Below are 26,274 nucleotides of genomic sequence, written 5' to 3' on the forward strand. Positions count from 1 at the left end.
CATGGATCTGGATAACCTGATCGACATGGCGAACCGCATTGGCGAGTTTTTCGATTCGCTGCCGGACCAGCATGAAGCCGCCGACAGCATCGCCGATCACATCCGCCGGTTCTGGGAGCCGCGCATGCGGCTCGCGATCCTCAACTCGCTGGATGATGCCGAGGCGAGCTCGGCCATGCATCCAATCGTGCGGGAGGCGCTGACGGATCATCGGCAGGATTTGACGCCGGCTGCGGCGGCCCCGGCGGCCGTCGGCTAGTTTCAGTCTTCGCGGTAAGGCGCGTCCGTGGGTTCGTCGCCCGCGGACGCGTTCGCGCTGAACCACGTCTCGCAGTGACGCAACAGACCGTGCACGTCGGACGGCGCCCGTCCGCGCGTCGCGATGTAGCCGTCCGGGCGCACCAGATAGAACGACGGCCGCGTGCGTCCGTAGTTGTCGGTCAGCGATTGCGCGCCCTCGCCTTGCATGATGTCGGTGATGCGCCACACGCGCACGGCATTGGGCAGCACCCGCTCCACCTGTTCCGCGAGCCCGTTCAGATCGGGATCGCGCATCGCGTGCGCCACCGTGATGGTCGCAGGCGCGAGCGCGATGTCGTCGGCGCCTTCCGGGGTGATCAGCAAGAAGAGCGAGAAATACGCCGGATCGTGCAGGTCGTAGAGACAGCAGAAGCCGGGCGCACGTCCGAGCGGCCCGTCGAGCACATGCACCCGCGCATCCGGCGCACGTTCGCCCGCGCGCGGACCGCCGTCGAGCAGACGCTCAAGCGTAAGCGGCGAGCGCCGGTACTGGATCGACAGCTCGCTCACCGTGCGCCGCATCGCGTCGCGTAACGGGCCGATCGCGGCAAGCGCGGGCATCACGTGATCGCGCATCAGCTTCATCGGACCATGCTCTGCCTCCGCCATCTGCGTGAGCATGCTCGACTGGCGCAGCACGTCGCGCTCGATCGGATGGCGCTCGGTGTGATAGCTGTCGAGCAGCCGGTCCGACGCGCCGCCCGACAGCATGCGCGCGATCTTCCAGCCGAGATTGAGCGCCTCCTGAATGCCCGTGTTCATGCCCTGCGCGCCAGCGGGGCTGTGCACGTGCGCCGCGTCGCCGGCGAGGAAGATGCGGTCCACGCGCAGCCGGTCAACCATGCGGCTGTTGAGCCGGAAATACGACGACCAGCCGATCTCCGACAGCGTCACGCGATGATGAATACGCCGCTCGACGATCGCGCGGCAGTCGTCGAGCGACGGGCCGTGGTCGGACTCGGGCGGCGAGTGCAGGTCGGCGATCAGGCGCGCGCGGCCGTCGCCCATCGGGAAGAGCGCCGCGAGTCCGGCGCCCGACGCGAAGATGTGGAACTCGTCGTCGGGCCAGTCGGAGTCGGCCTGCAGGTCGGCGAGCAGGAAGGTCTGTTCGAAGGTCTTGCCGGTAAAGCCGATGTCGAGCCGATGCCGCACCATGCTGTGCGCGCCATCGCAGGCGATCATGTACGACGGACGCAACAGTTCGTCGCGCCCGTTCGCATGACGCAACGTCGCCTGCACGCCCGCCGCGCCCTGCGAAAAATCCGTGAGCTCGACGCCGCGCTCGATCCACACGCCGAAGGTCTTCAGATGCTCGGTGAGCAGCCGCTCGGTTTGCGACTGGTCGAGAAACAGCAGGTACGGATAGCGTGTCTGGAGCGGATCGAAATCGAGCCGCGCGAGCCGCTGGCCGTTCGAGTAGAGATTCGCGACGCGCGCGCGATGGCCGAGTTCGAGGAACGGCTGCGCGATGCGATGCTGTTCGAGCAGTTCGAGCGTGCGCGCCTGGATGCCGATCGCGCGTGAATACGGCGACGGCTCGCGGGCGCGGTCGACGAGCCGCACCGGGATGTGCGCGCGGGCGAGACTCATCGCGGCGGCGAGACCCGTCGGGCCCGCGCCGACGATCAGGACCGGCGCCACATCGAGCTTGTCGTGGGGATTCACCTTTGGCGCAAACATGCACTCCTCCCTGAATCATCACGTCCTCAAGTGTACGCCGCGCGTGCCCTGTTTCGGCTGAGGGAAGCCTCGCTGCGTGGCCGCGCCCTTACGCGCGCGCGTGCAGCGCACAACGGTGATGCGTCGTCCCGAGTTCGACCTGCAGCGTCGCGTGATGCATCGCGTAGTCGGCGCGCAGCGTGTCCACGATGCCGTCGACGAACGCATCGCCGGGATGGCCCTCCGGCATCACCAGATGCGCGGTCATGGCGTTTTCGGTCGTCGAGAGCGCCCACACGTGAAGGTCGTGCACGTCGTCGACGCCCGGAATCTCCGCCAGGTATTGCCGGATACGCGTCATGTCGACCGAAGGCGGCACGGCCGCCATCGCGAGGCGCATCGCGTCGCGCCCGAGTCCCCAGGTGCCGTAGACGATCACCGCGACCACGACGAGGCTCATCAGCGGATCGATCCAGCTTGCGCCCGTGTACAGGATCACGAGGCCGCTCACGGCGACGGCGGCGGAGATCGCGGCGTCGGCGGCCATGTGCAGGAAAGCGCCGCGCACGTTCAGGTCTTCCTTGCTGCCGCGCATGAAGAGCCACGCCGAGAAGCCGTTCACGACAAGGCCGAGCGTCGCGACCACGAACACGTCGAGGCCCGCGACGGGCGCCGGGTTCAGAAGCCGCTGGATCGCTTCGAGCGCGATCGCGCCGCACGCGAACAGCAGGAGTGCGGCGTTCGCGAGCGAGGCGAGAATCGACGAACTGCCGAGGCCGAACGTATAGCGCTGCGACGGCTGGCGCTTGCCAAGCCACACCGCGCCCCAGGCGAGCAGGAGGCCGAGGACGTCGGAGAGATTGTGGCCGGCGTCGGCGAGCAGCGCGGTCGAATGGGCCAGGAAACCGTAGATGCCCTGCACGACCACGATCAGCATGTTCAGCCCGACCGCGAGCGCGAAGACGCGGCCCTGGCCTTCCTGCGGCGCGTGATGATGATGATGCCCGCCGTGACCGTGATCGTGATCGTGCTTGTGGCCGTCGTGATCGTGATCGTGGGAATGCGCGTGATGGTCGTGCGTGTGCGTGTTCATGACTCGTTGTCCGGTCGGAAATCGGCCTGCGGCTCGGCGACGTGTTCGAGCAGTTCACCGATCATCGCGCTGATGTGACGGTCGGCCGCGAGATAGAAGACCTGCTTGCCCTGCCGTTCGGCCCGCACGACGCGCGCAGCCCGCAACAGGCGCAAGTGATGGCTCACGAGCGAGCCCGACAAGCCGAGCGTCTCCGCGATCGCGCCCACCGCGCGCTTCTCGTCGACGCACGCGAGCACGATACGCAGGCGCGTCGGATCGCCGAGCAGTCGGAAGAGATCCGCGAGCGGAACCACGCGGTCGTCGGAAGCGGTGAAGATCGAGCCCACGGTGCCCTTCATCCCATAACATGTGAATACGTGTTCATATGTTATAGATTCGCCACGCGGTCTGTCAATCTTGCGGACCGGCATCGCCGATGTGGGAAAATGCGGCGTTCGCATTCTTTTCCCTTCATGGACACTGTATTTGCCCGCGGTTTCGCGGCCCATCGTGACGGCCGCCTGACCGAAGCGGAACGCGACTATCAGGCCGCGATCGCCGCCGAACCTCGCCACGTCGACGCCTTGCATCTGCTCGGCGTGCTGCGCCACCAGCAAGGCCAGCACGCGGAAGCGGCCGCGCTCGTGCGCCGCGCGGTGGACCTGCGTCCGACCGACGCGGGGCTCCAGCTCAATCTCGGCAATGCGTTGAAGGCGCTCGGACGCATCGACGACGCCATCGAGCGCTTTCGCAACGCGCTCACGCTGAAGCCGGGTTTCACGCTCGCGCAATACAACCTCGGCAACGCCTACACGGCGGTCGGCCGTCACGAAGACGCCGCCGATGCGTTCGAAAAAACGCTGCGCCTGCAACCCGGCGACGCCGCGGCGTGGAACAACTTCGGCAACGCGCTCGCCGCGCTCTCCCGTTTCGACGATGCCGCGAAGGCGTTTCGCCGCGCGCTCGCGCTGCGTCCGCGTCACGCGGGCGCGCACAACAATCTCGGCATGGCGCTCAACGCGCTCGGCGACCGCGACGGCGCGATCGCGCAGTTTCGCGCCGCCATCGACGCCGAACCGAATTACGTCGCCGCGCATTTCAACCTCGGCAATCTGCTCGATGCGGCAGGCAAGCCCGCGCAGGCCGTCGACGCGCTCGCGACGACGATCCGCATGCAGCCGCAGTTCGCGCCGGGGCACTTCGCGCTCGGGCATGCGCTCGCCGCGCTCGGCCGTTATGAAGAAGCGCTGCCGCGCTTCGAGCGCGCGGTCGGGCTCGATCCGAAGTATGGCGTCGCGTGGCTGCAACTCGGCAATTCCCATCTCGCGCTCGGCAATCATCCGGCGGCGATCCGCGCGTTCGATCAGGCGTTGCGCCTCGATCGCGAGCAACCGGCCGCGCATCTGAACCGCGCGCTCGCGCTGCTCGCCCTGGGCGACTACGCGCGCGGCCTGCCTGCCTACGAATGGCGCCTCGCCACGCCCGGTGCGGAAAAAGCGCCGCCGCTGCCGCGCTGGAGCGGCGAACCGATGCCCGGCCGCACGCTGCTCGTGCGCGGCGAACAGGGCTTCGGCGACACGCTGCAGTTCATGCGCTTCGCGCCGTTCGCCGCGAAGCGCGTCGGGCGTCTCGTCTTGCAAGTGCAACCGGCGCTCCTGCCGCTTCTCGAACCCGCGGCGCAGGCAGCGCGGATCGAACTCGCGAGCAGCGCCGACTCTCCCTGGAAGGCCGACGCGTTCTGTCCGCTCATGAGCCTGCCGCTCGCGCTCGGCATGACGACGCTCGAATCGATTCCCGCCCGCACGCCGTATCTCGTGATTGCGGCGGCTTACCGGCGCAAGTGGCGCGGGTCGATCGGCGGGCAGGCGAAACGCAAGATCGGCATCGCGTGGTCGGGGCGGCTGCAACCGGGCGAGACGCGTTCGATGCCGCTCGCGCTGCTCGATCCGCTTTTCGCGCTCGAAGGCATAGACTGGATCGCGCTGCAGCCGGTCCTCACGAGCGAGGAACGCGCCGCGCTCGATGCGCATCCCCACGCGAATTCGATTCACCGGCTCGACGGCGGGCTCGGCAATTTCGCCGATACCGGTGCGATCGTGGACCGGCTGGATGGCGTGGTGTCGGTGGATACGTCGGTCGCGCATCTGGCCGGCGCGCTCGGCAAGCCGCTCTGGCTGATGCTGCCGCATGCCGCCGACTGGCGCTGGGGCATCGACACGCCGTCGAGCGCGTGGTATCCGAAGGCGCGGCTTTATCGACAGAGCGCGCCGGGTGCGTGGGCGGATGTCGTCGCGCAGGTCGCGGCGGCGGTGCGCGACGCATGAAAAAAACCCTCGCGCCCGATGGACGCGAAGGGTTTTGTTTTTGGCGCGACCGTTACGCCGTCTTGTACTGGTTGCGCGCCTCGGGCGAGCGGTACAGCACGAGCGTCGCGATCAGGCCGCAGATCGCCGCGAGTCCCATCCACAGGCCCGGCGCGGCCTTGTTGCCGGTTGCGTGGATCAGGTAGGTCGAGATCGCGGGCGTGAAGCCGCCGATGGTCGTCGCAAGGCTGTAGGCCATCGAGAAGCCCGTGGTGCGCACGTCGACCGGCATGACTTCGGTCAGCGCCACGACCATCGCGCCGTTGTAGCTGCCGTAGAGGAACGAGAGCCACAGTTCGACGCCGAGCAGACGCAGGAACGACGGGTCCGCGACGAGCCACTGCACGGCCGGATACGACGTCAGGATCGTGAGGATCGTGAAGACGAGCAGCACCGGACGACGGCCGACGCGATCGGACATCGCGCCCATCACCGGCAGCCACACGAGATTCGACAAGCCGACGCACACCGTCACGACGAGCGTGTCGATCGCCGACATCTTCAGCACTTCCTTGCCGAAGGTCGGCGTGTAGGCGGTGATCATGTAGAACGACACGGTCGTCATGATGACCATGCCCATTCCCGCGATCACGATGTTCCAGTTCTGCACCATCGACTTCGCGATCTCGCCCATGCTCGGACGATGCTTGCGGGCGAGGAACTCGTCGGTTTCGCGCAGCGAGCGGCGAATGATGAAGAGAAACGGCACGATCAGGCAGCCGATCAGGAACGGCACGCGCCAGCCCCAGGCGGTCATCTGCTCGGGCGGCAGCACGCGGTTCATGATCACGCCGATCAGCGCGGCGAACACGACCGCGACCTGCTGGCTGCCCGACTGCCACGAGCAATAGAAGCCCTTGTTGCCCTTCGTCGCGATCTCCGACAGGTACACCGACACGCCGCCGAGTTCCACGCCCGCCGAGAAGCCCTGCAGCAGACGCCCGCCGAGCACGATGACCGGCGCGAGCGCGCCGATCGTCGCGTAGCCGGGCACGAGCGCGACGCACGCGGTGCCGATCGCCATCAGTGTGAGCGTGAGGATGAGGCCCTTGCGCCGGCCGTGGTGGTCGATATATGCGCCGAGCACGATGGCGCCGACCGGCCGCATCAGGAAGCCCGCGCCGAACACGGACAGCGCGAGCATCAGCGAGGCGAACTCGTCGCCGGTCGGGAAATAGGTCTTGGCGATCGCCGAGGCGTAGTAGCCGTAGACCATGAAGTCGTACATTTCAAGAAAGTTACCGCTGACGACGCGGAATACCGTCTTGAACTTGGACTCGTTGGCGAGAATGGGGTGTGACGTGGACATGACTCTCTCGATTGGACCGGGCGCCGGTGCTTTCTAAAAACGAGCCGCCGCCGAGGGCTGTCGACGGTGGCAGCACCGGCTGCCGAGATAAGGGTTTTCCCGTAGGACTTTTGAAATCCGGGGACGCCCAATATTAACGCCGCCAAGCGGATTGCGCGCGTCCTAACGTCGGCTAATTTCGATCATTTTTACATTAACATCGCCTTACATATGTCTATCTCTAAGCATACATCCGCATCTCGTTTCTTACGTCTTCGCAAGGCGACGCACACCGACGCTGCGCTGATCGCACAGATGCACGCGCAAAGCTGGGCGGCGACTTATCGTGGCATCCTGCCCGACACGTTCCTCGACAACGAAGCGCCCGCGGAGCGCACGGCGCACTGGATAAAACGCATGGAAGCGATCGATGCGGGCGAAGGCATCGCGTGGGTCGCGGAACTGGACGGAGCGCCGATCGGCTTCGTCTGCCTCGTCGATCCGGACGCCAACGGCAGCGTTCTCGTCGACAACCTCCATGCGCTGCCGGGATTCAAGGGCGCCGGCGCGGGCACGGCCATGCTCGCCGCCGCACAGGCGTGGGCGCGTGAACGCGGCGCGCACCAACTGCATCTGTCGGTGCTCGAAGGCAATCAGCCCGCGATGGGCTTCTACGAATCGCGCGGCTGGCGCTTCGCCGCACGCGAGGACGATCGCATGGGCGGCATCGACGTCGTTTCTCTCGTCTATGTGCTGGCGCTGGAATGAGACGGGCGCCGCCTTTATCGCATCGGCTGAAGCCTGTCAAGGCAAGCCGTTTGTTAAAAAGTTAAATCGGACAATTCTTATCGTTTTCGACTTCGCCGGTCCGTATGATCGCCGGGCTTTCGTCGCTGCTCCGGGTATTGCGCCTCCGATACCCGTGTCTGGCACATAGCCATCTGGCTAGCACGTGCAGGTTGCTCGATGAAAAGAAGAGCACTCAAGACGCACGAATTCGGACCCGAGAAGACCCATGACCGCTCCCATGATCGATGTACAAGGCGATCTGCTTTTGCCCACCTTGTACCCACTCGCCAATCTGGCCGCGTCCTTCGGGCACGAATGGACGGCGGTTCATGCGCGGCCCGTGTTCTCCGAGTATGAGGTGCCGTTCTACGCCGCCAGGCTGCTGACCGCTTATGTCAGCGCGCTGACGATCCGCGACGTGACTTCGTTGTACACGCCCGCCAGTCTCTGGCACAACTTCCCCCGCCCGGATTTCGACGCGTTCATTGGGCGCCTCACCGGGGGCGCGGCTCCGTCGCCGGTCCCATTCGAATCCACCGCGTCGGACGCGGCGGCTCCCTCCGCGATTCCTCCAGTCAAGCGCGTCGCCAGCAGGAAGCTCGCGGGCGGCGCGATCGCGCTCGCGAGCGCCGGCGCTCTCGCCTGGCTCATGTTCGGCACCGAGCACGGCCCGAAGCGCGACGAGCAACCGCAGGCGATCACGCCGGCCGCGCAAGCTGCACCGGTCGTTGCGGAGCATGCCGCGGCGGCCGCTCCGGCAAGCGCCGCGCCGATTGTTTCGGTGAGCGCGGCTCCGGCCAGTGCGGCAAGTGCGCTTCATATGGGTGCTGCAAGCGCAGGTCCGGTCGTCGCGCGCGCGTTCCCGGCCGCGACCGATCCGGTCGCCGCCAAGGCCACGAATAGCGTCGCGCGCGATGTCGCGTCCGCTGTGCCGTCGCTTTCCAGCAAGACGTCGAGCCCAGCCCGCGTCTTGCACAAGTCTTCGAAAATCGCGGCGAAGAGCGAAGTCAAAACCGCAGCGGCGCACTCGAGAGCGAGCGAGATCTATCCCGCGCCCTCGCATGTCACGACGAAGTCGCTGCGCGCGACGCGCGAAGCCCGCGTCGATCAGCACCGCGGCAAGCGGCGCGGCGCCGACGCATCGGCGAATTCGGCGCGCGCCGTCGCCTACGATCGGCTCATCGCGACGCGCGACGCTCAAGCGGACGCGACTCGCATCAGCCGTCGCGCGGCCGTGCCTCTCGTCGTGCATCAGGATGCCAAACCGGCCGCGCCGCCGGCGAGTCGCACGATGAGCGTCGCCGAGATGTACGACATGCTCCAGCATTCGCCCACCCTCGACGACAACAGTTCGCTCGCCCGTTCCGGACCGCGCGGCCGCGTGCAGGCGGGCAACGCGTCGAGCGCCGGCGTGCAGTTGTCGAAGCAGCGCGTGACCGACGCGCCCGGCGAGTTCATGAAGTGATCCGCCCACCCTTTTTATCCGCGCTCGCTCGACCCGCCCCGCGAGTGCGCCCTCATTCGCTTCATCCACTTTATCGGCGCCAGGCCACCATGACGTCTACCCTTCATTTGCGGCACGCGACGCTTGCCGTCGCAATCGCCCTTTGCGGTGCGCTCGCGCCCGCCGCGCATGCGCTCGAATTGCTCGCGGCGCCCCGTCCGGCAAGCGCCACAACAGCGCCGACACCCGCCGCGCTCCCGGCCAGCGACGTCGACGATCTCTCCGACGCGCTCTCCCCGTCACAGGCGCAGGGCAACGTCGCGGAACTCAGGCAGATGGTGCAGACCGGACAGCTCACCGAACTGCGCACGACCTACAACGGCAGCTACGGCGCGACGCTCTTCTTCTATCCGCAGGAGATGGTGTATTACGTCGCGCTCTTTCAGGACAAGCGCTTCTGGCGCGTCGTGAAGACCCAGGACGACGTCCGCGCCGATACGGTCTACGCTCAATTCGCGCGCAAGAGCTACGACCTCGCCGAAAACGAGATTCGCCGCATGCAGTTGCAGGCGCAGAAGGCGCTGCTGGAACGCGTGATCGCCGTCTCCGACGACCGCGCGAAACGCCTTTCCGCCGATCTGTCGATCGCGCGGGCGCAGGACAACGAAGTCTCGCAGCGGCAGCAGCAGTTGCAGGCGGAATCGGCGACGCTTCAGGGCGACAAGCTCACAGCCGAGCGCAAGCTGCGCGCGTTGCAGTTGCAGGTCGAGCAGCTTCAGCGTCAGACGGAGTCCGGCTTGCCTTCGCTCGGCGCGTCGGAGCGCTGAGCCGTTCCATTCCCGATCGCAGGAAAGCAGAAAGCCCGCATGCAAGCGGGCTTTCTGCTTTTCAACGACGCCGCAAACGCAGCGCTAGAAGCGTGTTTCCCGCGCGACACGCAGGAACGTATCGAGAAGCGGCGTGCAGTCGAGCAGTTCCTCGCCGCCCGCGCGATGAAACTCCGGATGCCACTGCACGCCGACCACGAACGGCGCGCGCCGGTAGCGCACGGCCTCGATGATCCCGTCCGACGCCGACACCGCCTCGATGTTCAGATCGCGCCCGATGGTCCGCACCGCCTGGTGGTGGATCGAGTTCACCATGGCGTCGCGGTGTCCCGGAAACATGTTCGCGAGCGTCGAGCCGTCGGGGAAACGGATCGAGTGGCGGTGCTGGTCGTATTGCTCGTTGACGTGGATGCCCGCCGTCGGCACATCGGTCGCGATGTCCTGATACAGCGTCCCGCCGAACGCGACGTTGATCAGCTGGCAGCCGCGGCACACGCCGAGCACGGGCTTGCCCGACTCGATGAACTCGTGCAGCAGTTCCAGCTCGTACATGTCGCGCACGCGGTCGCCCGGCCATTCGGGACGCGTCGCCGCTTCCTCGTAGGACTGCGGCGAGACGTCGGCGCCGCCTTGCAGCAGCAGGCCGTCGAGATGCTTCGCGTAGTCGCGCAGACGAATATTGCTCGGATGCAGCATGCCCTGATGGCCGACCGTCGGGATCATGAACACGAGCACGTCGCGCGACATGACCCAGTGCGCGATCGATTCCTCCAGATATTGCAGCGTCTTGCCGCGCAGGCCTTTCGCGCCCGGCTCCGGATGAAAGATCCGCGCCGACACGCCGATGCGCAACGTGCGCTGCGTGATCCGCTGCCCGGCGCGATCGAAGATCTGACGCGTGCGCGCCGCGATCACGCGGCCGAACACCGACCATGCCGAGTCCGTCTTGCGCAGATACGCGGGCGGCGCCTGCGCTTCGGGCGGAATCGGCGGCGGCGGATTGGCGGCGGTGATGTCGGGCGTCGAGCTGAATTCCGGCGGCAGCGCGCGCGGCGATGCGGTGGTCGCGGGCATGTCGATCGTGTCGCCTGCCTCGGCGGCGAGGGCGGCTTCGGCTTCGGTCGCCGATTCGACGTTCGCCGCGAGACTCGCCTTCGCCGACGTCGATCCGACCGCGCGGGCAGCCGCTTCTTGCGCGGCCGTTGCGCTCGCCGCGGATGCCCGCGCCTCGCGCGCATCCGCGCGCTGGGCGGCGGGCTTGTCGGCGGGTTCAACGTTGGAGGCGCTCGCGGGCTGGTCGGTCGATGCGCGCTCGGCGGCGCTCGCCTGGGGGCCGGGAGCAGACGTCGCGGACGACGCCGCTTTGCTGTCGGCGCCGGCCGACGATGCGGCGGCGGAAGAAGATTGAGTGCCGGCGGGGCCAGCGTCAGGCGTTTTGTTTTCGCTCATTCCGTTTCAGGCGCATGAAGCGCTGTGAGAATGGACAGAATTTGATTATCCGCCTCTGGTCCGGACGCGGCAAACCATCAAACAATTGCTCACATTATTGCTGGAACTGAACGAATCGAAAACCTGAGAAAAGAATCAGGAATGATCGCGCGGTTCCTCGAAGGTCTCGCGCAATGCGATCTGCATCGTCGCGTGAATCTTCACGCACCAGCGCCACAATACCGTGAGCAACAGGGCCGCGCAAAGCAGGACCGCGACCATCAGCCCGAACGGCGGCAGGATCGCGCCCGAGAGCGCCGCCACCAGCAGGAATACCCCGAACATCGCGACGATCGGAATCAGCCCGGAGATCGTCGAGCGGATCGCGCTCGTGAAACGCCCCGCCTTCGCCGGCTGCACGCTCACCTCGGCGAGCAACAGCGCGAGCGAATCGAGCTTGCGATACACCGCGACGAGAAACGGCATCGAAACGACGAGCGCCGCGCTCCACAGGACGACGCGTTGCATGTCGTCGGTTTGCAGCCAGCGCGACAGGTATCCCGTCGCATACGGCGCCGAGTACGACGCGCCCAGGAAGATCGCGGCGACGAGCGCGAGATTCACGGCGATCTGCAGCACGATGCGCCGCGTCATGCTGAAGAGAGTCGGTCCGCCCGAATCGGGTCCGATGCTCGCGAGCCACTGCGAATACAGCCCGAACGTGTTGGCGAGCGGCGCGGGCATCGAGCGCGCGAGGCGCATCGTGATCGGATCGGCGGCGCGGATCAGGTAGGGCGTGAAGAGCGTCGTCAGCGCGGAGACGGCGACCGCGATCGGATAGAGGAAAGGGCTCGTGACCTTGAGCGACAACCCGAGCGACGCGATGATGAACGAGAACTCGCCGATCTGCGCGACGCTCATGCCGACGCGCATCGACGTGCGGCCGTCCTTGCCCGCGAGGAACGTGCCGAGCCCGCACGACACGATCTTGCCGAACACGACCGCCACGGTGATCACCGCGATCGGCCACGCGTAGTCGATCAGCACGGCCGGATTGAGCAGGAGGCCGATGGTCACGAAAAAGATCGCGGAGAACATGTCGCGCACCGGCGCAATCAGCCTTTCGATGCGATGCAGACTGCGCGCCTCGGCCATGATCGCGCCGATCAAAAACGCGCCGAGCGCGATGCTGTAGTCGAGCTTCACGACGAGCAGGCAAAAGCCGAAGCAGAAGCCGAGCACGGTGACGAGCAACATCTCGTCGCTTTTCGCGCGCGCGACGTAATCGAGCGCGCGCGGCACGATCAGGATGCCGACCACGAGCGAGACCGTCATGAAGAGCAGCAAAGACCCAAGCGTCGTGAACGCGACGCCCGCGCTCACCGAACCCGTCTGCGCGATGCCCGACAGCAGCACGAGCATTGCAATCGCGAGAATGTCCTCGACGATCAAGATGCCGAAAATGAGTTGCGCGAAGTCCTCGCCTTTCATGCCGAGTTCGGAAAGCGCCTTGACGATGATCGTCGTCGAGGAGATCGCGAGCATCGCGCCGAGAAAGAGCGAATCCATCGCATTCCAGCCGAACCAGCGGCCGATCTCGTAGCCGAGCCAGATCATCAGCACGATCTCGGAAAGCGCCGCGACGAACGCGGTGGCGCCGACCTTGAAGAGCTTGCGCAGACTGAATTCCAGTCCCAGCGAAAACATCAGGAACACCACGCCGAGTTCGCCGAGCGTCTGGATCGTGGCTTCGTCGTGGATCAGCTGGAACGGCGGCGTGTACGGCCCAATGATCACGCCCGCCACGATGTAGCCGAGCACCACCGGCTGCTTCAGGCGATGGAACAGCACCGTCACGACGCCCGCGATCGCCATGATCACCGCCAGATCCTGAATGAAGCCGATCGCGTGATGCATCCACAAATCCTTACAAAAAGTATACGGAGACGGCGATATTACCGCATGGACCCGTGCGGGTCGCAGTCGTTCGAAAGACGTCGGGAGCGAGTTGGCGCGCGTCGCGGCGGCGCCGGGTGATGCGCGGCTCACGACGCGCGCCGCAATGGTGCACGCGTCGAGGCCGGCGATGAATGCGCGGGAAAGACGAACCGGCGTCAGACCGCCGCTTCGTTTTCCTCGCCGGTGCGGATGCGGATGACGCGCTCGACATCGGCGACGAAAATCTTGCCGTCGCCGATCTTGCCGGTGCGCGCGGCGCCGATGATCGCGTCGATGACCTGGTCGGTCTGGTCATTCGCGACGACGACTTCGATCTTCACTTTCGGCAGGAAATCGACGACGTATTCCGCGCCGCGATACAGCTCGGTATGCCCCTTCTGGCGGCCGAAGCCCTTCACTTCCGTGACCGTCAGACCTGTGAGGCCGACCTCGGCCAGCGCTTCGCGGACTTCGTCGAGCTTGAACGGTTTGATGATTGCGGTGATACGTTTCATGGCGTGCCTCGTTTCGGTGAATCGTTCGGATGGTCGGAACTCAGGACAGATGCATTTGATTCTAGACGTCTTTGATCAAGCCAGCGGTTCGGTAAACCGCGAGGTGATCGGATAACGCCAGTCGCGGCCGAACGCGCGATGCGTCACGCGAATGCCGATAGGCGCCTGGCGGCGCTTGTATTCGTTGATCTTGATGAGCCGCGTCACGCGCTTCACGTCGTCGCTCGCGTAGCCGGCGGCGACGATCTCCGCGAGCGAACGGTCCTCTTCCATGTACATGCGCATGATCGCGTCGAGCACTTCGTAGGGCGGCAGGCTGTCCTGGTCGGTCTGGTTCTCGCGCAGTTCCGCCGACGGCGCGCGTGTCAGGATCCGCTCCGGAATCACGTCGCGGCGGCCATACGCGTCGGCGCCGTTGCGATAGTGGCAGACGCGGTACACGAGCGTCTTCGCGATGTCCTTGATGACCGCGAAGCCGCCTGCCATGTCGCCGTAGAGCGTGCAGTAGCCGACCGCCATCTCGCTCTTGTTGCCCGTCGTGAGCACGAGCGAGCCGAACTTGTTCGAGAGCGCCATCAGGAGCGTGCCCCGGATGCGGGCCTGGATGTTCTCCTCGGTCGCGTCTTCGGCGCGGCCTTCGAACTCCGTCGCGAGCGCGCCGCGGAACGCGTCGAACATCGGCGCGATCGCGATCTCGTCGTATTTCACGCCGACGCGTTCGGCCATGTCGCGCGCGTCCGTCGTGGAGATGTCGGCGGTGTAGCGCGAGGGCATCATCACCGCGCGCACGCGTTCGGGCCCGAGCGCATCGCACGCGACGGCCAGCACGAGGGCCGAATCCACGCCGCCCGACAAGCCGATGATCACGCCCGGAAAGCCATTCTTGCCGATGTAGTCGTGCACGCCGACGACGAGCGCGCTATATACCTGCGCCTCGACCGACAGGTCCGCGGCAATCGTGCCCTGCACCGGCGTGGTGCCGTCGAATTCGACATAGCCCACGGCTTCCTCGAACTGCGGCATCTTCGCGACGAGCGCGCCGTTCGCATCGAGCACGAACGAGCCGCCGTCGAAGATCAGTTCGTCCTGGCCGCCCACGAGGTTCACGTAGACCATCGGCAGGCCGGTCTCGCGGATGCGCGCGCGCAGGATGTCGTAGCGCACCGACTCCTTGTCGAGATGAAACGGCGAGCCGTTCGGGATCAGCAGCACCTCGGCGCCCGCCGCCTTCGCGAGCTGCGCCGCCGACGCGTGCCACGCGTCCTCGCAGATCACGACGCCATAGCGCACGCCGTCGAGATCGAAGACGAACGGTTTGGGATCGGAGGCGAAGTAGCGCTTTTCGTCGAAAACTTCGGCGTTCGGCAGATCCTGCTTCAGATAGGTCCCGACGATCTCCCCGTCGACGATCAGCGACGCCGCGTTGAACGTATCGACGGGCGGCACGCCGCGCGCGATCGGCAGATCGGGCGCGCCGTCGTTCTCGCGATGCGGATGGCCGACGATCACATGCAAGCCCGCGAATGCCTTCAGTTGCGCGGCGAGCGAAGCGAGCGCCTCGGCGCTCGCGCGATAGAACGCGGGACGCAGCAGCAGATCTTCTGGCGGATAGCCCGAGAGCGCCAGTTCGGGCGCAATCAGAAGCTTCGCACCATCGCGATGCGCGGCGCGCGCGGCATCGACGATTTTCGCGACGTTGCCGGCGAAATCGCCGACCGTGACGTTGATCTGGGCTAGTGCAATTCGGGTTTTCATGTCGGGAGTCGTGTGAAGCGCTGAAACGGGGCTCGAAGGCAATCGATTATCGCACGGGGCTTTTGCGTCCTCGCGCCTGCCTCAGGTCTTCTTCCTGAACGGCGTATGCGCTTCCAGTTCTTCGATGTGCTGGTCCATCGCGGCGGTTTCGGCGTCGAGAAATTCGCCGATCGCGTGGGCGAAACGACGGTCGGCGATCCAGTGCGCGGACCACGTCGGCGTCGGCAACATGCCGCGCGACATCTTGTGCACGCCCTGCGCGCCGCCCTCGAAGCGCGCGAGCCCGTGCTCGATGCAGTATTCGATGCCTTGCATGTAGCACGTCTCGAAGTGCAGCCCCGAGATGAACTCGCGCGTGCCCCAGTAGCGCCCGTACATCACGTCGCCGCCGATCATGTTGAGCGCGCACGCGAGGCGCTGGCCGTCCGCTTCTGCGATCACGAGCAGCACGCTGTCCGGCGCCGCCGCGTGAACCTGCGCGAAGAATTCGCGGCTCAGGTACGGCGGATTCCAGTGTTCGCGGTAGGTGTTCTCGTAACACGCGTAGAAGAAGTCGAGCGCCACGGTGTCGATCTGCGCGCCGCGCAGCCACGTATAGGTCACGCCCGCATCGGCGACGCGACGGCGGTCCTGCTTCACCTTCTTGCGCTTGTCGTGGCTCATCGTCGCGAGGAAGGCGGCGAAGCTCTCGTAGCCGTCGCCGGGCAGGTTCTGCCAGTGGAACTGCACGCCTTCGCGCAGCATGTAGCCGGCCTCCGTCAGCGCTTCGACGTCCTCGGCCTGCGGAAACAGCACGTGCAGCGACGAGAGATCGAGACGCTTCGTCAATTCGATCGCCCCGCGCGCGAGCGTCACGCGGTCCTCGTGATTCGGCGCGATCAGGCGCGGACCGGTGACGGGCGAAAACGGCACCGCGGACAGCGCCTTCGGGTAGTAGCGGATGCCGTGGCGCTGGAAGGCGTCGGCCCAGGCGTGATCGAAAACTTATGTGGTCAATCCTTTTGCGAAGCAAAACTGTATCACTAGGGTTTGTTGGGTATTGTCTCTCAAATTCCGAGGGTCGAGCACGACCCGAGGAGCATGAGGGCAAGCATGCCCGAATGCAGGAGGGGGTCCGGGGGAGGAAAACCGCGCTCAAACTCGCCAGCCGCTGGCGCCAAGCCCCCGCCCGTCCTATAACCGATTGATACCGACTAACTCGACCCGAGCCTATCATGCGACCAGAAGACCTGCAGGGCCTGGACGTGGTCGTGGAATCCCCCCGTGACCAGCGAACGCTCGAGTACCTGATTTCAGTCTGTGGCATCAAACGAGTCAAACGAGCCCGAGCAGACATTCCCGATGAGCGCCGGCCCTATGTTTCCAATCTCGCCAAAATCCTTGGCGTCACCATCCCCATCGAAGTGCTGGCAACGCCGCGGCCCGAAGCACACCGACGAATTAGTGAACTCAAGGACAAGCTTGCGAAAGGGAAATGGAAATAAGTTCAGCTCACTTACAAATCAATCACTGCCCAAACGGGTCGTCTTGAAGGTCGCGCTCCGGATTGCCCTGCTTCAGAACCCAATCACCCAGCGAAAGAGGCTTTTCGCCCTCCTCCCAAAACGGATTGTTTAGATAATTGCAATATTCCTCTGCGATAGTTGTTTTGTCGTTAGAAGGCACAAAATTCACCATGTGCTCAAGCATCACAGCGAACCCCTTCTCGCTCTCATGCGAGGAAATTGCCTTGTGATAAGCCAGTTGATAGAGCAACAACCAATACTGGTCACGTTCGAGAGCGTCTTGCCCTAGCAAATCCTTCGCAAAATCGATAATCCGGTCGTCCGCTTGATGCATCTCGAAAAGTAACGTGTAGGCAACGCAATCACGGGAAGCCATAATGCTTTCAATTGCTTCATTCGTCAGCTTGAGGCCTGCTTTGCGCATCAAATGAAGCGGCCAAGCCATGCCATCAGAACGCCGGTGCTTTGCGTTCTCAATGATTATTGCATTAAGCTGCGGTTCATATGAATCCAGGCTCGTTGGAAATTTCTCGTGGAGTGAGTCGAGATATGGTAGCAACGCGGGATAATGCCACGCAAGATTGACTAGATACTCCGAAACATCATAGAGCGCGCTTTCGTGAATCCACGCGATGAGAGAACCAAACGCGTATTTTAAAATGCTGCCATCTCGAGTCTCGCGATTCAGTTTGATGGCAAGGTCAAGATATTGGGTCGCGCCGTTAGAATAGATTTTCGCACCCTCTTTCTCGTCGACAACGAACGTCAGGCTTTCCAGCGCGTTGCTCAATTCAGTCACCCAAGATGCGCTTAATGGCTCGGGCAACTCGACTATCGACGTCTTTTGCAAATTCAAATGGAGTCTATAATCTGAGAGAAAGCGACCAACATCGGATAAGAACGCTTGCGCCTTATCGTGCGTCTCGGCAAAACAAATGTAATCGTCGATAAACCTGCGGAACTCGTAGCCTTTTTCCCGAAGACGTTCATCGACCTGCCCTAGGATAATTTCAACAATAACGCTTGATGTTCCTGGCCCAATCGCTACTCCGACGGTCTCTTTCCGTTTTGCCGTTCGCTGCATTGCGTCGAGTCGGTCGCTCCAATGAGTCTGGCCTTCACCACGCATTCGCGCTTTCTCGGCTGCAACGCCTACAACGGCCCAAGGAATCGAGTGCGAGTAAATGCTGTTGAAACAGCTTGCAATGTCCGTTTCCACCTTAAATCGCTTACCAAAACTCGCCGACAAGATATGCCGAGACTTTGATAGCACGTCTTCATAGTTCATTATCAGGATGCGGGGGTCATCGTGTCTCTCGGGTTTGATTGCACTGTTCTCGCTGCCGACCGCCGATGAAATCTCGTTCCAGTGCGTCCAAATGTGGCTTGCCATTCGAAGATAAGGCACCGGATGAATGAGCGAGAGACGCCGCGGAATGTTGTCATGCCTTGTCATCAAATACGAGACCTCGTCGTACCCGACGGTGGTATCCCGAGCCTTTGGCCCCTCTGCTGCAAGCACTAATTCGGCCACTTCTGGAGTCAATTGGCGACTCGTAATACATGGAGGTAATTCACCGATAGGAGCCTTCTGATTAGGGAAGAAGTTGAACCGCGAAAGGCCCTCGTACACCCATCGATTGTTGTCAAAAATCATAAGTGGCGCTCGTTGCTGTCCGCAATGGTTTGCTGGTGTGGGCGCATATTATCCTTCAGCGCTTCGTACTCGAGAGGATTTTGTCGTCCCGCCGCGTACCCAAAAGCCACTGGGCGTCGAAGAAGAGGCTTCAGCGCTGTGGGTGCTCAGCGCTCTCAGTTGCCGCGCAGGCACTCAGGGATTGAGCGCGATGCGCCGGGTCCACGTGACATCTGCGCTCAGTTCTGACTCGAATCTGGGACCGATTCGTTATTCTGAATCGCGCAAGCGCGCTTCCAGCGACCCCAAGTGTGATTGCAACGAGTCCTGTCTGGACAGCTCTTGCGCATCGCGAAGCAGACCAGGAGCAGCTATCGCCGTGGCGTCCGGCTCAAAATCAGGCACGAAGTGAAAGCTTAGCTCGCGATGTCGCCGCGGATTCGTGAGCAACTGAAGCCAGACCGCGAGCTGCCGCATCTGACGATTTAGTTGCCTCTCGATGTTCGGCCTCTTTTGGTCTCCGAACCCGGTAAGTGGGTGACATATTGGTAGAAAGTCTCCGGGCTGTGATGCCCCAGGTATTGGCGCATGAATTCCATTGGTACGGGTGTCGTGCGGCTACTCGCCATCGCTGCCTCCGTTCACAGGGTTGTCACGTCCGTATCGCCTCCTATCAAGCCACGGCCTCGCCGTGAGTTCGGGACCGCGACAGGTGGACGTTTCAGCGTAGGTGCCGAGCGGACCTGACGCAAACTTTTTTGAAACAGCATATTTAGAGGACAAAACTGTGTCCTCTGTCTTAGGTTTCCCAAGCTAGCCAGAAGTCCCGCCCTTTACACGTCGATGCTCCGCCTAAGCGAAACAGTGCGGCCAGCAGCTATCGTCGGCGCGCGGACAGCCTTATGAGCGCCGGGAAGAAGTTCGCGACGGCCCTGAGATATCAGCCGCAAGAGGCTTTGGTCACGCTCGGCGACAGTTGCGGGATTGCGAAGGTGCGGCGAAGTCGGAAGCCTTCAGCCTTCCGTACCCGTCGGAGGAAGAGCAGCACGGAGGTCGTGCTTCGTCCGTCGGTGCTTTCGCGTACTTATGGAAGCAGTGATTTGCTGGGGGGCAGCGGCGTAAGCATCACCATCAGCGCGTTGAGCGAACTCTGCAAGTTCGAACACCGGGTTCGCTTTGAGCAACGCCTGTGCGTGCGAGCATCCTCGAAAACGCCCGATGAAGTCGCCATCGAGCTTCGTTCGCCGGAGATACAACGACGTCACGCCGAAAAACGGTTCGGCGCCGCCTGAATATTTGAGGATGAGAACCGCTTGGGGTGCGAGTTGTATGCCAACCTTGAATTTTGAGCTGACCTCAGAGCCGTAGACTGCGCCCGGTTGAGACAGCTTCGTCAGCAAAAGCATCGGAATACTCAGGCCGGTATTGCGCACCCACGGCGCGTGGTCTGCCCAGATGTGGTCATAGCCCCAAAGAGCCTGAGCATCGCCTCGCTGCAAACGCACAGGCGTTGCCTCGGCGGCCGTCGGTGTCAGCCCAGCGGGAATGAATCCAAAATCCCGAGAACCGTTGACGGTCCAAAAATCGCGTGCGCCTGCTGCTGCCACAGTACCGTCCCCGTGAGATTCGCCCTTAGGGACGTATCGTTTGACAAATTTAACTCTGGTGCTATACTGCGGGCGTCGCTGAAATCGACGAACAGCCCGCCGTAGTGGCACGAAAGCGAGGCGTATTCTAGCAGAGGTGGGGCCATATGACGAATGTCATCCATCTGAACGGGGTGTCGAGTAGCAGACTCGACGCATGGGTCCTGAGCATTAAGCTCTAATGGACAGTGCGGGCGCCGTTCCGACGCATATACTCAAAGCCGCCTTCGGGCGGCTTTGTCATTTCCGGCTCGGACGACACCTGTCCCGTTGATGTCGCGCCCACCCCTCCGTAACGACGCACGGCCCTCCACGCTCTGCTGCCGACAGTCCGTTCGCGCTGTCTCTGTGCGCTTACATACGATGACTTGTGCAAAATCGTTTGTGATGTTTTTGGACAAAGGTGGGCAGGTTCGACGTTCTCGACGACGAAATGTTCGATGAACCAACCAGTATCCCTGGAACCATAGTTCATTGACGCGTGCAGGCTCAGCGGCGGTTCCGACCAAGGACGGTTGCCTGCCTGCACCGGTCTCAGCTAGCTTTCCTCCCTAGCGTGGCGTCGACTCACCACGCCGGCGGCGCTCATCGAAAGTGTCTTTAAGGAAGCTCCTAGATGCCACGCCGCGCTTCTTCAGTCGATAGCCCGGTCGACGGCCAGGCGCGACTAAACCTGCGCCGGACTCCCCGCTCGTCTACCTGTCGGCGCAAGTGTGCCCGGAGCGTCGCTCCAAACGCCGACACGCCCATTCCCATTTCAGACAACGGGGGAACAAAGGGGCCCAAAAATTATTAAAATTTTTTGCCGGTTTTTGGAGCTGCTTGCCATTACACAATATCAGGCATTACAGGGAGGGGCTCATGTCCCGGAAGTTGACTAAGAGAACGCGCGGTACCGACCAACTGTTGGTCCGACGTGAGGGAGTGGAAGACGAGCTCCGCGAACTCCGCCCATTGGGGTGCCCCGAGCTGATTCGGCGCATCCGAGGTTCGGCCGCGAGAAACAAGAGCCGGTTAAGCAGTGAGGCTGTGATGGCCCTCCTTCGCGACGGCCAGCCTGAGCAGGCGAAGAAAGAACTCATCCTTTGTATTAACCGTCGTTTTTCCAGCGTGGCGGCACATAAGCTGAAAATTCGCGACTGCTACTCGCAAGAGGCCTTGGAAAACGTGCTGGGTGCGTTCAACGAAGCGCTCGTTAAAGACTTGATGACGCATGGTGAAAAGCTCGACTTCTTCGAGGCTTCCTTTTCCCACGCGGTCGCCGGATTCATTCACAGCGAGGTGCGGCGAGAAAAATCAAGGCGCAAGCGGCTCGTGTCCATGACTCCCGCGGACGACGAGCAACCTGGCTCGGATGACACCGACGCATTGGGCTATGCCGAGTCGCCTTTGCTTCGCCGGTCTAACCCAGAAAGTGCAGTTTTCACTCAGGAACTCCTCGCAGCGCTGGGTGAGCTACCGAAACCCTTGCGGGAAGTCGCGATTCTTCTTGGCCTCGGCGTACAGAAGGAGTCGGATGACCCGAACGAGACGACCATTGCCACGATTTGCCAAATCAGGCGTCGCGCAATCCTGTACCGACAAGAACAAATCATAGAAAAGCTGGCTCACTTCCAGGAGTAAAAGATGTCCTACCCCAAGCAGACCAAGCCGGAAGCCGACGAAGTCCTTATGCAATTCGCGGCTGAGCACGACCTCCCTACGCCGGCTCAATTGCAGCATTACATCGGAATGTTCCCGCAGTTCAAGGCGGAGCTCATCGAGTTCGCCGCCGCCCTAGTCGAGGACCGATTCCACGGCGAAGCAGTGGAGACGGCGGCGAGTGAGGCCGCGGCTCAAATCGCTGTGAGTCAATTCCACAACCTGCGCTACGAATATGCCAAACGGGGACTTCCCTTGTCCTCAGCGAAGGCCCACAACCCGATATCCCGGCTGTCCAAAACGGAGTTTGGGCAGTTTGTCGCGAAACTGAAGTTACCCAAGGAAGTAGTAGTCAAACTCCGAGATAGGCAGATTCAATTCGAGACCATACCGGTCCGCCTGATTGACGCCCTTGCCTCATGCTTGGAAGTAGCCAAAGAAAGCGTGGTAACACATTTGATGGCAAGACCTCAGATGGCTAGACTTACCACCTCATCTTTGAGCACTGGAACGCCGCGCGAGACGCGACAAGAGACTTTCGAGGAAGCCTTGGCATCGGCCCACCTCTCGCCAGAAGAGATTTCTCAAGTCAAGCAGCGGTACTCCACCGAGCTATAAGACAACCCGAGTAGTCGATTGGTCACAAAATAATTCTTCACGGCTCTCAAAGGTGCAGGTCTCGCCCTCTGGATGTATGCCTTCCCTCGGTCACTGATGCGGTGCTCTGCGCACAGCCAGTGGCCGACTCCATACGTTGCAGCTGTCTACCTTGCTGCTTCTTCTCCCCGCTCCCAATTGCCGTTTTCGTCCACAGTCCCGATGGACGCAAGCGGCTGTCCTCGCTGATTCCAAGCGGATTCATCATTCGCCTGCAGCCCTGCTTGAGCCTCATATGTCATTGCCGACCGATAGCTAAACTCGCGCACGCTGCGACTTCTGTCAGCGAGGACGCCCGTGAGTGACGAAACTCGTTGTGGGCTTCGCCGGGCTCTGCTTGTCTCTGAGATAGCCGTATCGCTCTTGACGAACTCATCTGCGGTGTCGGTATCGTGAGAAGCACGCCGCCCGTTCGAGCATCGAAACCTCCCTTCAGGTGCGTTGCCAGCTTTCGTCGACGGCTGCCATATCAATATTAGAACGGCGCGTCGTCTCCATCAGGTAGTGCCGGGTGTACGGAATCCGTGGCCATCGAAATTTCTGCAGAACGCGTTGCCGGTTTCCGACCGACACTGCCATATCACTGATGAAGGCTCATCCGATGCGTTTTCAGAAGCAAGTACTGGTGGCAACGGCGGGCAACGGAATTTTTCACAAAAATCCTTTGCCGGTTTCTGATGCTCGCTGCCATATCACTGAGGGAGGCTTCTTCGAGGATGCTGCTAGCGTATGGCACCGGCGTACAACGAAATTTTCCGCAGAGCGGCGTTGCCGGTTTCCAACCGACGCTGCCATATAACTATGGAGGTTCTAACCAGCACGCACCTTCGCCGCCCGATGCTCGTTGATGATTAGTTGAAGATTTTCTAGATTTGTTTTGCCGGTTTTTCGTTGGGCCCGTCATTAGTAAGTATGGCATCGGCCAGAACATTTTGGAAAATCCTATTTTTTACGGACTACACATTATTATGCCTATTTTTTACCAGAAAGAAGATTCGCGCCAAGTGCACAAGCTCGAGGCTCCTGAGCAGGTCACGCTTATCGAGATTGTGCGCGCGGTGGCCGGCGGCGTCGAAATTGACCTTAAGGTGTTCGAGGAAGACGGCGACGTCGTGCTGACCGAGGAAATGCTGATTGAAATCGTGCGCTCGAAACCGCACCCGAAGCTCCACTTCCATCGCCATCATGAGCTCAAGGTGACGGTTCACTTCAACGGTCGTGAAGTAACCCGCGAGGCACCGCCTTCGATGACGATTCACCGCCTGAAGCATTGGGCTGACGATAAGTTCGGCATCGACGCGATGCATGCGGCTGAACATGTGCTGCAATTGAACGGCACGACCGAGCGCCCTGCGGCCTCTGTGCATCTGGGCACGCTTACGCCGAAGCACCAGCATCACGTCTCGTTCGACCTCGTGCCGAACGAACGCTTCCAGGGCTAAAGCCGTGAGCGCCCCTTACCAGCCGGTGAACCCCGATGCCCGCGCATTCCAGGCTGACATCAACGGGCCGCTGTTCCAGATGGGCGTAGCCGATGGTCGCTGGCAGCTCGTGTCTCTCGAATGGCCGTACGCTGTTATCGAGGTCACCGCAGCCGTCGGCGCATTCGCGCTTCGCTTTGAATTGGCAGGCTTCCCCGTCAAGCCACCGACTGCACAGCCATGGGATGTGGCACTGAACGCCCCGCTCGCCCACAACAAATGGCCTGGCAGCAGGGGCGGTCGGGTCAGGGATGTATTTCGCACCGATTGGCTGGGTGGAACTGCCCTTTACATCGCGTGCGACCGACGGACTATAGAGGGACATCAAAACTGGGTGACTCAAATGCCGGCCCGCTTGTGGAAGCCAGACGGTTCGATTGTTACGTATCTCGAGGAAATTCATGCTCTTCTCAATTCGCCGGACTTTTCGCCGCCTCTGGTCGCCGCAGCATAAGCTGGCGTGCTCGGCTTCGCTTTGGCGTCAGCTCGTCGAAGACCTGCGTACGCGCAGCGCCGGCGCTCGCGAAAGCGGCGCCTTCCTGCTCGGACACTGCGAAGACGACATTCGCACGATTACGGGATTTGTTCTCTACGATGACCTTGACCCCAACGCGCTCAATTCCGGCTACGTGCACATCGATGGGCGCTGCATGGGCCGACTTTGGGAAATTTGCCGTCAGCAAAAGGTCTCCGTTATTGCGGACGTCCACACTCATCCTGGCGGATTCGGGCAAAGCGACACGGACAGAAGAAACCCGATGGTCGCGGTGAAAGGGCACATCGGACTCATCCTTCCTGACTTTGCGATGGGTAAGTTCTCGCGCTTCAAGATGGGCATCTATCTCTACCGGGGTGCTCATGAATGGGAGACGGTGCGTACGACGCAGAACTCCACCTTCTTTTATATTGGTCTGTGAGATAAAGCCATGTCTTTCCAATACGATGCGGACGCGCTCCATCGAACCGTCAAACGACTTATCGACAGCGGGCAGGCGAAGTCCTTCGAAGAAGCGCACGAAATAGCGCAGAGGTATCAGTTGCAACTCGAGCTGACGGCGCCCATCGACTTCCATGAGCAGGTGGCCGCTCTCGCGGTAGTCATCCTCGGCCGCCGCGCTTTCCTCGGCGGGGTGGCGGTCTCTGGATGCGGTGACGCGCCGCTGCACCCGTCGTTGGGCGCGGCACGCTTGCTCTCAGATGCGCTTCGCGATGCAGGCGCGAACATCGCGAACCTTGAGCCAAGCCGCCCGACGATTTCCATCGGCGCCGCCCACAAGCGAACCTCCCCGTTTCACGTGCGCCTGCTCATGGCCGGGTGGCGCGCAGGCACCGCACCGGTCGATGAAGGGCATCCCCTTGACGGCGACGAGCCGGGATACGTTATGCCGCTGTCGGCCGTCGCAGCGGCGGCATTCGCGGTCAGCCAGGCCTTTCATCACGTGAGCGATGGAGCGCCGAACAGTTATGAGCCGGGGGGCATTTCGCTATGGGCACCGGCGGCGGCAGCGTGGGATTCGCCAGAGTTCGACGGGCCGCCGTTACAGGTGCTGCCCTCGTCCGTCTGGCTGCTCGGCTTGGGCCATCTGGGCCAGGCGTTCGCGTGGTGCTTGAGCCTGCTGCCGTATCCGAAGCTCACGCAGGAGCGACCGCACATTCTTCTTCAGGACGTCGACCGCGTCGGTATATCGACCGAGAGCACGTCCGTTTTGACCGCCACGAAGGACAACGGGCGCAAGAAAACCCGTGTCGTGGCGGAGTGGCTCGAAAGCCGCGGGTTCTCGACTGCCATCGTCGAGCGTTACTTTAGTGGCGATACGCGCAAAGGACAGGGCGAGCCGTCGCTGCTGTTCTGCGGCGTCGACAATCCGGAAGCGCGCCGGGAGCTCGAAAATGTGGGCGCGAGCCTCATCATCGAGGCCGGCCTTGGGAGCCGTCACGACGATTTCCAGAGCGTGCGCATGCATTCCTTCCCGGCGTCGCGAACAACGGCTCAGACGTGGCCGCAAAAGCCGCAGAGAGAGCCGGTTCTGGGCAACTTTTATGTCGACTTGCTTGAAAAGGGTGAACTCGGCCAGTGCGGCGTTGTTGAACTTGCGGGCAAGGCAGTCGGCGCGGCGTTCGTTGGTGCGTTCGCTGCAGCCTTGTGCGTTTCCGAAGCATTGCGCGTCTTACACGGGAACGCGCCGAGCGAGGTGCTCGACGCGGACATGTTCGCTCTGAAATGCCGCACCGTTGTGAAGAACAAATATGACTTCAGCGCGCTAAATCCCGGGTTCATCTCGGTCTGACCACTGCTTGCCAGCAAGCAAACAACCAAACAAGAGACG

22 protein-coding genes and 1 pseudogene are annotated in these 26,274 nt (G+C 62.5%); 12 read left to right on the forward strand and 11 right to left on the reverse strand.

Translation table 11 applies throughout. From position 1 onward, the window contains the following. Position 1 precedes the first annotated feature (1 nt). Complete coding sequence (locus QCE48_RS10840; RefSeq protein WP_309787845.1) at positions 2 to 259, forward strand: formate dehydrogenase subunit delta; 258 nt, start codon at positions 2 to 4, stop codon at positions 257 to 259. A gap of 2 nt (positions 260 to 261) precedes the next feature. Here QCE48_RS10840 and QCE48_RS10845 read toward each other — a convergent pair whose 3' ends face one another. The 3 genes from QCE48_RS10845 to QCE48_RS10855 form a co-directional block, all read right to left on the reverse strand. Then, positions 262 to 1,980, reverse strand: coding sequence for an FAD-dependent monooxygenase (locus tag QCE48_RS10845; protein ID WP_309787844.1), 1,719 nt, complete (start codon positions 1,978 to 1,980; stop codon positions 262 to 264). Positions 1,981 to 2,068: 88 nt separating this feature from the next. Further along, a complete protein-coding gene (locus QCE48_RS10850) occupies positions 2,069 to 3,052 on the reverse strand; it encodes a cation diffusion facilitator family transporter (RefSeq protein WP_309787843.1) in 984 nt (327 codons plus the stop codon). Continuing rightward, on the reverse strand, positions 3,049 to 3,393 hold the full coding sequence (locus QCE48_RS10855; RefSeq protein ID WP_309787842.1) for a metalloregulator ArsR/SmtB family transcription factor: 345 nt from the start codon (positions 3,391 to 3,393) through the stop codon (positions 3,049 to 3,051). The genes QCE48_RS10850 and QCE48_RS10855 overlap by 4 nt, the downstream gene beginning before the upstream one ends. Positions 3,394 to 3,507: 114 nt before the next feature. On the opposite strand from QCE48_RS10855, the gene QCE48_RS10860 reads away from it, so the two are divergent. Beyond that, entirely contained in the window at positions 3,508 to 5,358 is a 1,851-nt protein-coding gene (locus tag QCE48_RS10860) for a tetratricopeptide repeat protein (protein ID WP_309787841.1), read from the forward strand. Between the two features lie 52 nt (positions 5,359 to 5,410). Here the strand turns inward: QCE48_RS10860 and QCE48_RS10865 are convergent, their stop codons facing one another. Continuing rightward, positions 5,411 to 6,706, reverse strand: a complete 1,296-nt coding sequence (locus QCE48_RS10865) for an MFS transporter (RefSeq protein WP_309787840.1) — start codon at positions 6,704 to 6,706, stop codon at positions 5,411 to 5,413. Between the two features lie 210 nt (positions 6,707 to 6,916). On the opposite strand from QCE48_RS10865, the gene QCE48_RS10870 reads away from it, so the two are divergent. The 3 genes from QCE48_RS10870 to QCE48_RS10880 all read left to right on the forward strand — a co-directional run bounded on the left by QCE48_RS10870 (position 6,917) and on the right by QCE48_RS10880 (position 9,745). Then, a complete protein-coding gene (locus tag QCE48_RS10870) occupies positions 6,917 to 7,453 on the forward strand; it encodes a GNAT family N-acetyltransferase (protein ID WP_309787839.1) in 537 nt (178 codons plus the stop codon). 247 nt (positions 7,454 to 7,700) lie between these two features. Further along, positions 7,701 to 8,939 (forward strand): hypothetical protein, encoded by a 1,239-nt coding sequence (locus QCE48_RS10875; RefSeq protein ID WP_309787838.1) that lies wholly within the window; start codon positions 7,701 to 7,703, stop codon positions 8,937 to 8,939. An 89-nt stretch (positions 8,940 to 9,028) separates the two neighbouring features. Then, positions 9,029 to 9,745 (forward strand): DUF2968 domain-containing protein, encoded by a 717-nt coding sequence (locus QCE48_RS10880; RefSeq protein ID WP_309787837.1) that lies wholly within the window; start codon positions 9,029 to 9,031, stop codon positions 9,743 to 9,745. 84 nt (positions 9,746 to 9,829) lie between these two features. Here the strand turns inward: QCE48_RS10880 and QCE48_RS10885 are convergent, their stop codons facing one another. The 5 genes and pseudogenes from QCE48_RS10885 to QCE48_RS10905 form a co-directional block, all read right to left on the reverse strand. Continuing rightward, a complete protein-coding gene (locus QCE48_RS10885) occupies positions 9,830 to 11,194 on the reverse strand; it encodes a type 1 glutamine amidotransferase (protein WP_309787836.1) in 1,365 nt (454 codons plus the stop codon). A 135-nt stretch (positions 11,195 to 11,329) separates the two neighbouring features. After that, positions 11,330 to 13,090: a cation:proton antiporter gene (locus QCE48_RS10890; RefSeq protein ID WP_309787835.1), complete on the reverse strand. Its 1,761-nt coding sequence runs from the start codon at positions 13,088 to 13,090 to the stop codon at positions 11,330 to 11,332. A 197-nt stretch (positions 13,091 to 13,287) separates the two neighbouring features. Beyond that, positions 13,288 to 13,626 (reverse strand): P-II family nitrogen regulator, encoded by a 339-nt coding sequence (gene glnK, locus QCE48_RS10895; protein ID WP_008342452.1) that lies wholly within the window; start codon positions 13,624 to 13,626, stop codon positions 13,288 to 13,290. Between the two features lie 75 nt (positions 13,627 to 13,701). Beyond that, the gene (locus tag QCE48_RS10900; RefSeq protein WP_309787834.1) at positions 13,702 to 15,381 is read right to left on the reverse strand and encodes an NAD+ synthase; all 1,680 of its coding nucleotides are present in this window, start codon (positions 15,379 to 15,381) and stop codon (positions 13,702 to 13,704) included. 81 nt (positions 15,382 to 15,462) lie between these two features. Next, a pseudogene (locus QCE48_RS10905) lies at positions 15,463 to 16,365 on the reverse strand (GNAT family N-acetyltransferase); the annotation flags it as partial. A gap of 230 nt (positions 16,366 to 16,595) precedes the next feature. On the opposite strand from QCE48_RS10905, the gene QCE48_RS10910 reads away from it, so the two are divergent. Then, complete coding sequence (locus QCE48_RS10910; protein WP_309787833.1) at positions 16,596 to 16,865, forward strand: hypothetical protein; 270 nt, start codon at positions 16,596 to 16,598, stop codon at positions 16,863 to 16,865. A 22-nt stretch (positions 16,866 to 16,887) separates the two neighbouring features. On the opposite strand, the gene drt4 is transcribed toward QCE48_RS10910, so the two are convergent. Both drt4 and QCE48_RS10920 read right to left on the reverse strand, forming a co-directional pair. Continuing rightward, positions 16,888 to 18,543 (reverse strand): antiviral reverse transcriptase Drt4, encoded by a 1,656-nt coding sequence (drt4, locus tag QCE48_RS10915; RefSeq protein ID WP_309787832.1) that lies wholly within the window; start codon positions 18,541 to 18,543, stop codon positions 16,888 to 16,890. 992 nt (positions 18,544 to 19,535) lie between these two features. Continuing rightward, on the reverse strand, positions 19,536 to 20,129 hold the full coding sequence (locus tag QCE48_RS10920; protein ID WP_309787831.1) for a hypothetical protein: 594 nt from the start codon (positions 20,127 to 20,129) through the stop codon (positions 19,536 to 19,538). Between the two features lie 1,071 nt (positions 20,130 to 21,200). On the opposite strand from QCE48_RS10920, the gene QCE48_RS10925 reads away from it, so the two are divergent. The 6 genes from QCE48_RS10925 to QCE48_RS10950 all read left to right on the forward strand — a co-directional run bounded on the left by QCE48_RS10925 (position 21,201) and on the right by QCE48_RS10950 (position 26,235). Beyond that, on the forward strand, positions 21,201 to 21,791 hold the full coding sequence (locus tag QCE48_RS10925; protein WP_309787830.1) for a hypothetical protein: 591 nt from the start codon (positions 21,201 to 21,203) through the stop codon (positions 21,789 to 21,791). 3 nt (positions 21,792 to 21,794) lie between these two features. Further along, positions 21,795 to 22,427: a hypothetical protein gene (locus QCE48_RS10930; protein WP_309787829.1), complete on the forward strand. Its 633-nt coding sequence runs from the start codon at positions 21,795 to 21,797 to the stop codon at positions 22,425 to 22,427. 1,007 nt (positions 22,428 to 23,434) lie between these two features. Beyond that, positions 23,435 to 23,908: a hypothetical protein gene (locus QCE48_RS10935; RefSeq protein WP_309787828.1), complete on the forward strand. Its 474-nt coding sequence runs from the start codon at positions 23,435 to 23,437 to the stop codon at positions 23,906 to 23,908. 4 nt (positions 23,909 to 23,912) lie between these two features. Continuing rightward, on the forward strand, positions 23,913 to 24,401 hold the full coding sequence (locus tag QCE48_RS10940; RefSeq protein ID WP_309787827.1) for a hypothetical protein: 489 nt from the start codon (positions 23,913 to 23,915) through the stop codon (positions 24,399 to 24,401). Beyond that, on the forward strand, positions 24,349 to 24,864 hold the full coding sequence (locus tag QCE48_RS10945) for a hypothetical protein (protein WP_309787826.1): 516 nt from the start codon (positions 24,349 to 24,351) through the stop codon (positions 24,862 to 24,864). Before QCE48_RS10940 ends, QCE48_RS10945 begins: the two co-directional genes overlap by 53 nt. A gap of 9 nt (positions 24,865 to 24,873) precedes the next feature. Then, positions 24,874 to 26,235: a hypothetical protein gene (locus QCE48_RS10950; RefSeq protein ID WP_309787825.1), complete on the forward strand. Its 1,362-nt coding sequence runs from the start codon at positions 24,874 to 24,876 to the stop codon at positions 26,233 to 26,235. Positions 26,236 to 26,274: the final 39 nt, after the last annotated feature.

Source organism: Caballeronia sp. LZ024, assembly GCF_031451455.1.
Taxonomy (GTDB): Bacteria; Pseudomonadota; Gammaproteobacteria; order Burkholderiales; family Burkholderiaceae; genus Caballeronia; species Caballeronia telluris.

Coding starts and splice junctions, on each gene's coding strand:
- QCE48_RS10840 (WP_309787845.1), top strand. CDS start 2: ATGGATCTGGATAACCTGATCGACATGGCGAACCGCATTGGCGAGTTT.
- QCE48_RS10845 (WP_309787844.1), bottom strand. CDS start 1,980: ATGTTTGCGCCAAAGGTGAATCCCCACGACAAGCTCGATGTGGCGCCG.
- QCE48_RS10850 (WP_309787843.1), bottom strand. CDS start 3,052: ATGAACACGCACACGCACGACCATCACGCGCATTCCCACGATCACGAT.
- QCE48_RS10855 (WP_309787842.1), bottom strand. CDS start 3,393: ATGAAGGGCACCGTGGGCTCGATCTTCACCGCTTCCGACGACCGCGTG.
- QCE48_RS10860 (WP_309787841.1), top strand. CDS start 3,508: ATGGACACTGTATTTGCCCGCGGTTTCGCGGCCCATCGTGACGGCCGC.
- QCE48_RS10865 (WP_309787840.1), bottom strand. CDS start 6,706: ATGTCCACGTCACACCCCATTCTCGCCAACGAGTCCAAGTTCAAGACG.
- QCE48_RS10870 (WP_309787839.1), top strand. CDS start 6,917: ATGTCTATCTCTAAGCATACATCCGCATCTCGTTTCTTACGTCTTCGC.
- QCE48_RS10875 (WP_309787838.1), top strand. CDS start 7,701: ATGACCGCTCCCATGATCGATGTACAAGGCGATCTGCTTTTGCCCACC.
- QCE48_RS10880 (WP_309787837.1), top strand. CDS start 9,029: ATGACGTCTACCCTTCATTTGCGGCACGCGACGCTTGCCGTCGCAATC.
- QCE48_RS10885 (WP_309787836.1), bottom strand. CDS start 11,194: ATGAGCGAAAACAAAACGCCTGACGCTGGCCCCGCCGGCACTCAATCT.
- QCE48_RS10890 (WP_309787835.1), bottom strand. CDS start 13,090: ATGCATCACGCGATCGGCTTCATTCAGGATCTGGCGGTGATCATGGCG.
- glnK (WP_008342452.1), bottom strand. CDS start 13,626: ATGAAACGTATCACCGCAATCATCAAACCGTTCAAGCTCGACGAAGTC.
- QCE48_RS10900 (WP_309787834.1), bottom strand. CDS start 15,381: ATGAAAACCCGAATTGCACTAGCCCAGATCAACGTCACGGTCGGCGAT.
- QCE48_RS10910 (WP_309787833.1), top strand. CDS start 16,596: ATGCGACCAGAAGACCTGCAGGGCCTGGACGTGGTCGTGGAATCCCCC.
- drt4 (WP_309787832.1), bottom strand. CDS start 18,543: ATGATTTTTGACAACAATCGATGGGTGTACGAGGGCCTTTCGCGGTTC.
- QCE48_RS10925 (WP_309787830.1), top strand. CDS start 21,201: ATGGCCCTCCTTCGCGACGGCCAGCCTGAGCAGGCGAAGAAAGAACTC.
- QCE48_RS10930 (WP_309787829.1), top strand. CDS start 21,795: ATGTCCTACCCCAAGCAGACCAAGCCGGAAGCCGACGAAGTCCTTATG.
- QCE48_RS10935 (WP_309787828.1), top strand. CDS start 23,435: ATGCCTATTTTTTACCAGAAAGAAGATTCGCGCCAAGTGCACAAGCTC.
- QCE48_RS10945 (WP_309787826.1), top strand. CDS start 24,349: ATGCTCTTCTCAATTCGCCGGACTTTTCGCCGCCTCTGGTCGCCGCAG.
- QCE48_RS10950 (WP_309787825.1), top strand. CDS start 24,874: ATGTCTTTCCAATACGATGCGGACGCGCTCCATCGAACCGTCAAACGA.